Genomic DNA, 11,373 nt, shown 5'->3' with positions numbered 1-11,373 from the left:
ACATGAACGACGCCGAGCTGCCGCGCGGCTCCGACCTCATCCCGGACGGCAGCTTCGTCAAGGTCATCATGCACCTCCGCAAGGGCGGGCTGGATGGCCAGGGCGAGGCCGATCGCGGCCTGCTCAAGGCGACGAAGACGCAGGGCAGCGACGTGAAGATGCTGGACTGCGAATTCACCGTCACGGCGGGCCCGCACATCCGTCGCAAGTTCTGGCAGACCTTCACCGTCGTCGGCGGGAAGGTGGACGAGCAGGGTGTGTCGATCGGCTGGAAGATCTCGAAGGGCATCTTCCGGGCCATGATCGACAGCGCGCTCGGGCTGGACCCGCAGGATATGAGCGAGGGGGCGAAGGCCAAGCGCATGCTGCGCGGCCTCTCCGACCTGCACGGCATCACCTTCGCGGCGAAGGTCCGGGTCGAGCCCGCCAACGACCCGCGATACTCGGACAGCAATCGGCTGGACCGCGTGGTGCTGCCGGGCGAGCCGGAATACGCGAAGGTCATGGCCGGCGAAGGTGTCGCCGCGGCGCCCAGCAACCGGCCGGCCCGCCCGCCCACCGCGGCGGCCACCACGCCGCCGGCCTGGTCCGGTCAGGCTGCGACGGCTCCCGCTGCTCCGGCGCCCCGTATGTGGGAACGCCCTGCCGCCACCAGCCCCACGCCACAGCCCGCGGCGCCCGCCCCGGCCGCCGGCGGCCCGGCCTGGTTGAACGGGTGATGCGCCGATGGCTCGTCGGCGCTGGACGCGGCCGGCGCAGCCGCGTGCTGCGGCCCAATCCCTGCCGCCGCCGCGCGGCTGCTCGCCCGAGGACCAGGTGCGGCGCCTCACCTGCGCACTCTGCGGCCGGGAGGCGAAGGGCTTCGGCTACGTCCACCAGCTTCGCTGGGGCGAATTCCCGCACCACCGCTTCTGCTCGATGCGCTGCTGCGAGGCCGGCAGCGCGCTGGGCCGGCGGTCCAACGGCGTGATCGACAAAACGCAGATGGAGGAGCGCGCGGTAAAGGACGCGCGCCGGCCGCTCGCCGAAGTCCTGGTCGAGCTGAACCTCATGGCGCCGTTCCACGACCGCAGCGCAGCGGAGATCGACCGCATCATCGAGGCATGCGTCGACGGCTTCCAGGCATCCATGCAGCGCCAAGCCGCCGAGCGCGATCCGCTCGACGACCCAATTCCATTCTGAGGACGACGATGATCCTCGACCTCAACCACCAATCCGGCCTGGTCTATGGACGCGGCACGCACGGCACGGCCGACACCACGGCGCGCATCAATGCTCATGTCGATGCCGCACTCGTCGCGCGCAACCAGCGGCAGCGTCCCCGCGACTATCTCGGCGGCAGCCGTATCGGCGAGGCCTGCGCGCGAAAGCTGGTCTACGAGGTGGCGCATACCCCGAAGGATGCGGGTCGCGATTTCGACGGCGGCATCCTGCGGGTCTTCGATGCGGGACATCAGTTCGAGACGCTGTCCATCCGCTGGCTCCGCCAGGCGGGCTTCGATCTGCGCGATCGCGGCGCCGACGGCGAGCAGTTCGGCTTCGCCGCAGCCGGTGGAAAGCTCCGCGGCCATGCGGACGGCGTCATCGTGGCCGGGCCTGATGTCGGCATCCGCTGGCCGTCCCTCTGGGAGCACAAGGCGCTCGGCCAGAAGTCGTGGACTGATCTGGTGAAGCATGGCCTGCGCCAGTCCAAGCCGATCTACTTCGCCCAAGTGCAGCTCTACATGGCCTACCTCGAGCTCGAGGTGGCGCTGCTCACTGCGCTGAACCGCGACACGCTGGCGCTGCACCACGAGCCGGTGCCCTTCGATGCAGCCGAGGCGCAGCGACTGTCCGATCGCGCCGTCGATATCCTGCGCGCTGCTGAGGCTGGCGAATTGCCGCCGCGGATTGCAGCCCACGCCGATTTCTACCTCTGCCGCTTCTGTCCCTATGCGGTGCGCTGCTGGGAGGCCCCTACTTGAGCGACATCACGCCCTCCGACACCCAGCACCGTGCCATCGCCGCGATCCGGGCATGGTTCGAGCACGGTACCGAGAAGCAGCAGGTCTTCCGGCTGTTCGGCTTCGCCGGTACCGGCAAATCGACCGTGCTGAAGTTCGCGCTGGAGGAGCTCGGCCTCGAAGCGCATCGCGCCGGCGGTGATGGCGAGGGCTGCGTCCCCGGGGTCGTCACCGCCACCTTCACCGGCAAGGCCGCGCTCGTGCTGCGCCGCAAGGGCACGCCGGCCCGCACCATCCACAGCCTGATCTACAGCGTCATCGAAGCGACCGAGGAGGAGGTCGAGACTGCCGAGAAGAAGATCACCGAGGCGATGGCCAGCGCGCGGCAGCTATCGGGCTTCGACCGCACGACCGCCGAGGCGACGATCGAGGCGATGCGCCAGGCCGTCTCCGAGATGAAGCGGCCCCGCTTCGCACTCAATCCGAAGAGCGACGCGGCGCATGCGAGGCTCATCGTGCTCGATGAGGTGTCAATGGTCGGCGAGGAGATGGCGCGCGACCTCATGAGCTTCGGCAAGCCCATCCTGGTCCTCGGCGATCCTGGCCAGCTGCCACCCATCCAGGGCGAAGGCGCGTTCACGAAGGACGCGCCCGACATCATGCTCACCGAGATCCACCGCCAGGCCGCGGAGAGCGCCATCATCCGCCTCGCGACCATGGCCCGCGAGGGCGTGGCGATCGGCTTCGGGCAGTACGACACCCACGTCTGGAAGATGCGGAAGCTCGACGTCACGCCGGAGCAGGCACTGCGCGGCGGCCAGGTGATCTGCGGCATGAACGCGACCCGACTGCAGCTGAACAACGCCATGCGCCAGGCTGCCGGCTTCGGGCCAGGCTGGCTGCCGACCGGCCCGGCCGAGAAGATCGTCTGCCTGAAGAACCAGAACGACCTCGGGCTGATCAACGGGATGTTCCTCTCGCTCGACGCCGTGGTCGACGAGGGGACCCATTACTTCTCGGCGGTGGTGACCGACGAGGACGGCAATCGCATCGGGCCGCCGCAGCAGGACGGCAGCCGCGGCCGGCTGCGCATCTACAAGGGGCACTTCGAGGACCACATCGCCTTCGACAAGCAGCGTCACGACCGCGACTGGAAGACCAAGCGTGCGCTGACCGAGGCGACCTTCGGCTGGGCCATCACCGGCCATAAGAGCCAGGGCTCGCAGTGGGAGAACGTGGTGGTCTGGGACGATGGTCTCGGCCGCACGGAGCTCGATCGCCGCCGCTGGCTCTACACCACTATCACCCGCGCCGAGCAGGGTTTGGTGATTCTGGCATGAACGCCGAGACGTATCCCGCCGTCACCGCATCGGCCTGCATCGACCTCAACGATGCCGGCCCCGTCCTGCCGGTTCGGCACGACCTGGCCGAGGTGCGGCGCAGGCTGGCGGATACGGCGCGGGACTGGCTGCCGGCGCTGTTCCCGCAGGCGGTCCGCGCAGCTGACCGGAAGACGCTGCGCTGCGCCGATCTCTCGGGCCGCCGCCCGCGTGGCGAGGGATCCTGTGTCCTGCACCTCGAGGGTCGCTTTGCGGGATGGGGCTTTGACCACGCCACCGGTGAGAGCGCCGGCCCGATCGACATGGTCTATCACGCGACGGGGCTGACAGAGGCGCGGCTGTTCGCGGAGGCCGCACGGCTCGCCCACATGGAGCAGCCGGCGCCCAGCCCGCGGCCGCAGGAACCGAAGGCGGACCACAGCCGCGAGGTAGCTCGCTTGCTGGAAGGTTGTCAGCCGCTCGCCGGCACGGCGGCCGAGACCTATCTGCGTAGCCGCGGGCTCGAGGTGCCGCCCAGCGCGGACTTGATGTTCCACCCGGACCTGCCCGACTTCGACACGAAGCGTGGGTGGGCTGGGATGGTGGCGGTCGCCCGCGATGGCGCCGGCGAGCCCACCGGCGGCATACACCGGACCTACCTGCTCGACGACGGCTCGGCGAAGGCGCCACCAGGGAAGAAGATGCTCGGGCCCATCGCCGGCGGTGCGGTGAGCCTGGCGCCGTTCCCCGAGGACGGCCGGATCGGCGTCGCCGAGGGGATCGAGACCGCGCTCTCGGCGCAGGCCATCTTCGGCGTGCCGATGATGGCGGCGCTCTCCGCGGATGGGCTGCGGCGATGGCAGTGGCCGGCCGGCACCACCCACGTCACCATCTTCGCCGATGCCGGGCTGGCCGGGATGCAGGCCGCAGCCACGCTGGCGGACCAGCTGAACCTCGCCAACATCCCCTCCCGCATCCTCGCGCCGCTGCATGGCGACGACTTCAACGACGACCTGCGGCATGGCGTGACGGCCGAGGACTATGCTGCCCCGGCGGCGCAAGCCGAACAGACCCCGCCACCCACCACCGCCGAGGAGTTGCTGGCAGCCGCGGCCACGCTCACCAACCCGCCCGACATGGCGCCGCTTTCGCAGCTGCTGGGGCGGTTGGTCACGCTCCGCCTCGAGCCACTGCCCGAGCGCCAGGTCCTCGGCGCGATCAAATCCGCGACCGGCATCGCCGTTTCCATCCTGGAGAAGCAGCTTGGCGAGCTCCGGCGCCGCTTCAACACCACGGGCGATGTGAACCAGGCGCCGATCCGGCCGCGCTGGGCCGCCCTGCTGCGCCTCGAACCAAGCGGCGCGCCGGAGCGGAACGAGGCGAATGTCATCACCGCGCTGTCTCTCGACGCGGCGTTCGCCAATGCGCTGGTCTTCGACGAATTCGCGCAGGAGATCCTGGTCACCCGCGCACTGCCCTGGGAGCCCACCGCCAGCACGCTGCCGCGGGCATGGGGCGAGGCGGACGACGTGCGCTGCGCCGAATGGCTCCAGCGCCACGAGATCAACGTGCCACCTGTCGTGGTGGGCCGCAGCGTCGTGGCCGTCGCCCGCAATATCCGCATCCACCCGGTGCAGGACTACCTTCGCGCACTCGCCTGGGATGGCTCGCAGCGTCTCGACTCCTGGGCTGTGACCTATCTCGGCGCGATCGACACGCCGCTGAACCGGGCCATGTCGTCACTGTGGATGATCTCCGCCGTCGCGCGGATCATGCGGCCTGGCTGCAAGGCGGATCACATGCTGATCCTCGAAGGGCCGCAGGGCATTCGGAAATCGACGGCGCTGAAGGTGCTAGCGTCGGATGCCTGGTTCACCGACGAGCTGGCCGAGATCGGCTCGAAGGATGCCGCGCAGCAGATGCGCGGCGTGTGGATCATCGAGATGGCCGAGCTCGATGCGATCGGCAGGGCCGAGGTCTCGCGCATCAAGGCCTTCCTCACCCGCACCTCCGACCGCTACCGGCCGCCGTATGAGCGCTACGTGGTCACCGTGCCGCGGCAATGCGTCTTCGCCGGCAGCGTGAATCCCGACACCTATCTGCGCGACGAAACCGGCAATCGGCGCTTCTGGCCGTTGCGCTGCGGGGAGATCGATCTCGACGGACTGCGCCGCGACCGCGACCAGCTCTGGGCCGAGGCCGTCGCGCGGTTCGACGCGGGCGCACCGTGGTGGCTGGAGGACCGCGCGCTCATCGCCTCCGCCACCGCCGAGCAGGAGGCCCGCTACGAGCCGGATGCCTGGGACGCGCTGATCGAGCGCTGGCTTGTCTCGGAACGGCGCAGCGTGAATGTCGGCTTCGGCGGCTACGACGACTGGCAGGACCGCCACGTCCCCCGGCCCACGCCATTGACGGACGTCTCCGTCGGCGAGGTGCTGGAGCAGGCGCTCAGCATCGAGCCCGCGAAATGGACGCGGGCAGACCAGATGCGCGTCTCCAGCTTCCTGAAGGCGAGGAAGTGGGAGCGGTACAAATCAGGCGCCTCGGGCCGTGCTGCGCGAGAGTGGCGCTACCGGGCACCGCGCCCGGAGGGCAGCTCGTGATGTCGGCTGCTCCGCTGCTGTCCCAACCTCGCCCCGCGGTCCTAACCCCCTCCTTGAGGTTGGGACAGAAAATCTCGATGCGAAATCAGGCGGTTGCAGCCGCTGGTCCCAACGTCCCAACCGTCCCAACGGGTCTGAAACCTAGATGCGGAAGGTCTGGGTCGGGCCGGACATACATTCTCCTTATAGGTTTAGGGGATGTCGGCCCAGGTTGGGACGTTGGGACACGCCTGCATAACACACTGATTTATAATGATTATTCTTGCTGCCAGGTCAACGCAGGTTGGACCCGGTTGGGTCGCGGGTTGGGTCGGCAGCGGCCGCCGGCGATCGGGCCGCCGGATAAAGGCCCGACCGAAATGCCGGGCAGCGACGGCGAGCTCCGCCAAGAACCGCGCCGTCGCCGCCCTCACCAGGACGATCCCCTTTCGGAGACCACCATGGCACCCGCGACTCTCACCATGCCCGCCGCCCATGCAAGCGGCCCGCCCATCATCGTACCGCCCGCGGTCAGCCTGGCGCATCACGCCGTGCTCGCCCTTGATCTCGGCACCACCACCGGCTGGGCGCTGCGCGGCCAGGACGGCGGCATCAGCTCGGGCACCATGACCTTCAGGCCGAGCCGGTTCGAGGGCGGCGGAATGCGCTTCCTGCGCTTCCGCGGATGGCTAGCCGAGGCAGCCGCCCTGTCCGGCGGTGTCGCCCGGGTCGTGTTCGAGGAAGTGCGGGCCCATGCCGGGACGGACGCGGCCCACATCTATGGCGGCTTCCTCGGCACGCTGACCGCCTGGTGCGAGGAGCACGACGTCCCCTACGAGGGCGTGCCGGTCGGCACGATCAAGCGCTTCGCGACCGGCAAGGGCAACGCCGACAAGGCGAAGATGGTCGCCGCCATCCAGGCCCGCGGCTTCGCTCCGGCTGACGACAACGAGGCGGACGCGATCGCGCTGCTGCTCTGGGCCACCGAAGCCGCGGGAGGCCGGGCATGAGCATGCACGGCGCACCACTGCCGCCCCGCTCCTGCCTCGACCGCGGGACGCGTAGCCCGGCCAACGACAGCGAGGTGAACGCCATGCGTGCGGCTGCCTGGCACCGCCACGGCGTGGCCGCGCTGCCTGTCGCCGACATCACGGACGACTGGCTCCGCCAGGCCATCACCAACGAGGCCAACCGGCGCTGGGGGCGTCGCAACGGGGAGAGCCACAATGGCCGGTAAGCGGAAGACCAAGGTGGCGAAGCCGAAGCCCGACGATCTGGCGAGGCCGTCGAAGTGGCGGCTGCAGCATGGTGGCTTCTCGGAGCCCATTCGCGCGGCGGATCCCGAGACCGGCAGCCCGGTCCAGCATCGCCGCGCCGTGGACACGCTCGGGCTGATGCTGGCGAACGGCACCATCACCCAGGAGATGCACGACGCGGGCGCCGCCTTCCGCCGTGTGTTCCGCGCTGCCGCGCTGGACGGTCTGCGTGCCGTGCCCCTGCTGCGGGTACCCGGCGGCGGGGGAGACCTGCTGACCGATCGGCAGGCCTCGGCGCGGGAGCGGGTGGCGACGGCGCTGGACGCATTGGGCGGGCACGGCAGCGCGGCCGGCTCCTGCGCCTGGCACGTCCTCGGCCTCGAGATGTCGGTGCGGGAATGGGCGCAGCGGCAGGGCTGGGGCGGGCGGCCAGTCCCACCGCCGCAGGCGCAGGGCGTGGTGGTGGCGACGGTCGGGGTGCTGGCAGCCCACTTCGGGCTGACCGGGCGGCGAAGCGCGGCCTGAGGTTGAGAACACATTAGGAACACGCTAACCTGCCCGGGAGCGATACGGAGCAGATCGATGGGCGGAAGCCGGCAACGGACCAACCCGGCGGACGGCGCGTTGGCGCGGCTCGCCGACCTCGCGGGGCGGGGCGTGACGGCCGGCCGCATGGCGCGGGAGGTCGAGGCAATCGTGGCGGACTGGCTCGGCGGCGAGCGCCCCGCCGCGCCGGACGAGGTCGCGGAGCGCCTCTCGGCGATGCACGAGCAGCTGGTGGCCGGCGCTAGCGACGCGGCCGAGCAGCTCTCGGACATCGACCGCAGCGACACCGCTGGGCTGCGCCACGCCGGTCTGGTCCACGCGGCGCTCGAGGCCGCGCTGCGGGCCGTCGAGGCAGCCCAGGACGCGGCGCGGCAGAGCACCCCGGTCGAGCCGGCGGCCCTGACCTCGCCACCGCCCGCTGCGATTCCGGCACGCATCGTCCCGAGCGACCTGCGCCCAGCGGCGGAAGCGACGCTCGTGGAGCCCGTTACAATTCCCCCGCTGGCGGTGCGGAATCCGCAAGGAGTAGATCTTTCCTACCCTGCGGAAATGCGGGCGGAGAGCGCGGCGTCGGTCCCCGTCACGAGTCCGCAGACCACCGGCAGGACGTCGAGGAAGCGCGCGTCGAAGAAGACGACTTCCCACGAACAGACCTCGCAAGGTCTGCTCGCCTAGGAGGTCCCCTGAGCCACAGTGGCTCGCGAGCCGCAGGGTCCTTCCTGGGCCCGCCGTATGCGGGGGGCGGAAGCGCGCAACATCGCTAGCGCCAGGCCGAAAACATGGGTTGCGGTTTGCAGTCTTTCCCCGCCGCTTCAAATCGATAGCTGCAAACCGACGCAGGGCCGCAGCTCTGCAAACCTCCTGCAAACCGGATGGCATCATGACGCTCCCCTGGATGGCGGCGAAGATCCTGCTGCGTCCGGTGGCGGAGCTGCGCCCGCATGCCGGAAACGCGCGCGTCCACAGCGCCGAGCAGCTGGAGCAGATCAAGGCCAGCATGCTGGCCTTCGGCTTCACCAATCCGCTGCTGGTGGACGAGGATGGCGTGCTGATCGCCGGCCACGGCCGGCTCGAGGCGGCGTCCGCGCTCGGCATGGCCAAAGTGCCGGTGATCGCGCTGCGGCACCTGTCCGCGGCGCAGAAGGAGGCGCTGCGCCTCGCCGACAACCGCATCGCGGAGAATGCGACCTGGGACCAGGTGCTGCTGCGCGATGCGCTGGCCGCGGTGCAGGCGGCGCAGGACATCGACCTCGGCGCGCTCGGCTTCTCGGCGGATGATCTCGCGGACATCCTCGCGGCGGCTGGAGATGCCGTGTCCGACGGCGACGCGCCCGAGGCTCTGCCCGCGGATCCCGCCGAGGGGGGCGGTGCGGCAGGCGCGGCGGTCACCGAGGATGCGCCGGCGGAGGATCCAGCCGACGCTGACCCGGAGCCGCCGCGCCAGGCCGTCACCCGCACCGGCGATCTCTGGCTGCTGGGCGAGCACCGCCTGCTCTGCGGCGACAGCACCGACGCCGCCAGCGTGGCGCGCGTGATGGGCGAGGACCGCTGCGCGCTGCTCTTCACCTCCCCGCCGTACGGGAACCAGCGCGACTACACGACCGGCGGCGTCACGGATTGGGATGCGCTGATGCAGGGTGTGTTCCAGCATCTCGACGTTGCGGTGCGCCCGGACGGCCAGGTGCTGGTGAACCTCGGGCTGATCCATCGCGACAATGAGTGGCAGCCCTATTGGGCCGCCTGGCTCGACTGGATGCGCGCCCGCGGCTGGCGGCGCTTCGGGCTCTACACATGGGACCAGGGGCCCGGTCTGCCGGGCGACTGGAACGGGCGGCTGTCGCCCGCCTTCGAGCTTCTGTTCCACTTCAATCGCGAGGCACGGCGCCCCAACAAGATCATCCCCTGCCGCTGGGCGGGGCACGTCAATTCCGAGAAGGGTGGCCTCCGCGCCAAGGACGGCACCGTCGGCGAATGGCAGCACGCCGGCCAGGGCGTGCAGGAGACCAGGATCCCGGACAACGTGCTGCGCATCACGCGGCACAAGGCCCGCGGCATCGAGACAGAGCATCCCGCGGTGTTCCCTGTCGCCCTGCCGGACTTCCTGATGCGCGCCTATGCCGATGAGGGCGACGTTGTGTTCGAGCCGTTCGCTGGCGCCGGTACCACCATCATCGCCGGTCAGCGCACCGGCCGTCGCGTGCGGGCGATCGAGCTGGCGCCGGCCTATGTCGACCTGGCCGTGGCGCGGTGGCGGATGCTGCACCCCGACCTGCCGGTGACGCTGGCAGACGACGGACGTGACTACGACGCCGTGGCCGCGGCGCGGATTGAGGTCACTGCCGATGCAGCCTGACCTCGTCGTCTCCGCCATGGCGGTCGCGTCCCTCGTGCCCTATGCCGAGAATGCCCGCACGCATTCGCCGGCTCAGGTGGCGCAGATCGCCGCCTCCATCGCCGAATTCGGCTTCGTAAACCCGGTGCTGGTCGACGCCGAGGGCGTGCTCATTGCCGGCCACGGGCGCGTCATGGCGGCGAAGCAGTTGGGGCTGGCCTCGGTGCCGGTGCTGCGGCTCGGCCATCTCTCCCCGGCGCAGGCGCGAGCGCTGCGCCTGGCGGACAATCAGATCGCGCTGAACTCCGGCTGGGACGAGGCGCTGCTCGCCGCGGAGATCGCGCGCATTCGCGACGAGGCGGTGGTCGACCTGGACGTGCTCGGCTTCTCTGGCATGGAGCTCGACCGACTGCTGGCCGCGGCCGATGCCGGCCTCGGCGATGATACCGACGACGCCCCGCCACCGCCCGTGGTACCCGTCACGCGCGCCGGCGACCTCTGGCGCTGCGGCGAGCACCGCCTGCTATGTGGCGATGCGACGAAGCTGGTCGACGTGCAGCGCGCCCTGGGTGGAGGTCACCTGGCCGACATGGGCTTCGTCGATCCGCCCTACAATGTGGCCTACGAGGGCGGTACCGCGGCCAAGATGACGATCGCCAACGACGCGCTCGGCGGCGGCTTTCCCGAGTTCCTGCGGCCGGCACTGGCCAACCTGCTCTCGGTCACCAAGGGCGCCTGCTACGTCTGCATGTCCTCGTCGGAGTGGCCGACACTGCATCGCGTCTGGCAGGAGGCGGGCGGCAAATGGTCCAGCACGATCATCTGGGCGAAGAACACCTTCGCCCTTGGCCGCGCGGACTACCACCAGCAGTTCGAGGCGATGCTCTACGGCTGGAAAGCCGGTGCGCAGCACTACTGGTGCGGCGCGCGCGACCAGGGAAACGTCTGGCACTTCGACAAGCCGGCGCGCAACGACCTGCATCCCACGATGAAGCCGGTGGCACTGGTCGAGCGCGCCATCCGCAACAGCAGCAAGCCGCGCGACACGGTGCTGGACTGCTTCGGCGGCTCCGGGACGACGATGATCGCGGCGGAGCGCACGGGGCGGCGCGCCGTGCTGCTGGAGATCGACCCGACCTATGCCGACGTCATCGTGCGGCGCTGGCAGGAGACGACCGGCGAGGTGGCGGTGCTGGAAGGCGATGATCGCATCTTCGCCGATGTCGCCGCGGCGCGCGGTATCGTCGATCATGATGTGATCCAGACCGCCGAAACATAGCAATTCCACGCCGCTGCATCTTGCTTGGCTCGTGCGCGCCACAGCGCGAATGGTCCGTCACACGCAGGGGATGCCCTGCACCACGACGGAGAGCACCATGACCGACCGCGAAGCCC

Annotated in this window: 11 protein-coding genes; all 11 read left to right on the top strand. The window is 70.0% G+C overall.

Annotated elements, in window-relative coordinates; genetic code table 11:
• Positions 1–2: 2 nt before the first annotated feature.
• Entirely contained in the window at positions 3–719 is a 717-nt protein-coding gene (locus JJI54_RS07615) for a hypothetical protein (RefSeq protein WP_226381555.1), read from the top strand.
• 7 nt (positions 720–726) lie between these two features.
• Complete coding sequence (locus tag JJI54_RS31945; RefSeq protein ID WP_226381554.1) at positions 727–1,182, top strand: DUF6511 domain-containing protein; 456 nt, start codon at positions 727–729, stop codon at positions 1,180–1,182.
• Positions 1,183–1,190: 8 nt separating this feature from the next.
• Positions 1,191–1,964: a hypothetical protein gene (locus JJI54_RS07605; protein WP_203072373.1), complete on the top strand. Its 774-nt coding sequence runs from the start codon at positions 1,191–1,193 to the stop codon at positions 1,962–1,964.
• On the top strand, positions 1,961–3,283 hold the full coding sequence (locus JJI54_RS07600; protein WP_203072372.1) for an ATP-dependent DNA helicase: 1,323 nt from the start codon (positions 1,961–1,963) through the stop codon (positions 3,281–3,283). Before JJI54_RS07605 ends, JJI54_RS07600 begins: the two co-directional genes overlap by 4 nt.
• The gene (locus tag JJI54_RS07595; RefSeq protein WP_203072371.1) at positions 3,280–5,865 is read left to right on the top strand and encodes a VapE domain-containing protein; all 2,586 of its coding nucleotides are present in this window, start codon (positions 3,280–3,282) and stop codon (positions 5,863–5,865) included. Before JJI54_RS07600 ends, JJI54_RS07595 begins: the two co-directional genes overlap by 4 nt.
• 359 nt (positions 5,866–6,224) lie before the next feature.
• The gene (locus JJI54_RS07590) at positions 6,225–6,854 is read left to right on the top strand and encodes a crossover junction endodeoxyribonuclease RuvC (protein ID WP_456305580.1); all 630 of its coding nucleotides are present in this window, start codon (positions 6,225–6,227) and stop codon (positions 6,852–6,854) included.
• Positions 6,851–7,081, top strand: coding sequence for a hypothetical protein (locus JJI54_RS07585; protein ID WP_203072370.1), 231 nt, complete (start codon positions 6,851–6,853; stop codon positions 7,079–7,081). Before JJI54_RS07590 ends, JJI54_RS07585 begins: the two co-directional genes overlap by 4 nt.
• Positions 7,071–7,625, top strand: a complete 555-nt coding sequence (locus JJI54_RS07580; RefSeq protein WP_203072369.1) for a hypothetical protein — start codon at positions 7,071–7,073, stop codon at positions 7,623–7,625. Before JJI54_RS07585 ends, JJI54_RS07580 begins: the two co-directional genes overlap by 11 nt.
• Positions 7,626–7,682: 57 nt before the next feature.
• A complete protein-coding gene (locus JJI54_RS07575) occupies positions 7,683–8,321 on the top strand; it encodes a hypothetical protein (protein ID WP_203072368.1) in 639 nt (212 codons plus the stop codon).
• A gap of 205 nt (positions 8,322–8,526) precedes the next feature.
• Entirely contained in the window at positions 8,527–9,999 is a 1,473-nt protein-coding gene (locus JJI54_RS07570) for a site-specific DNA-methyltransferase (RefSeq protein WP_203072367.1), read from the top strand.
• Positions 9,989–11,257 carry a site-specific DNA-methyltransferase gene (locus JJI54_RS07565; protein ID WP_203072366.1) on the top strand — a complete coding sequence of 423 codons (1,269 nt, stop codon included), beginning with the start codon at positions 9,989–9,991 and terminating at the stop codon, positions 11,255–11,257. Before JJI54_RS07570 ends, JJI54_RS07565 begins: the two co-directional genes overlap by 11 nt.
• Positions 11,258–11,373: the final 116 nt, after the last annotated feature.

This window comes from Falsiroseomonas ponticola, from assembly GCF_016805305.1.
Taxonomy (GTDB): Bacteria; Pseudomonadota; Alphaproteobacteria; order Acetobacterales; family Acetobacteraceae; genus Falsiroseomonas; species Falsiroseomonas ponticola.
This window is presented reverse-complemented; position numbering and strand designations above follow the sequence as displayed.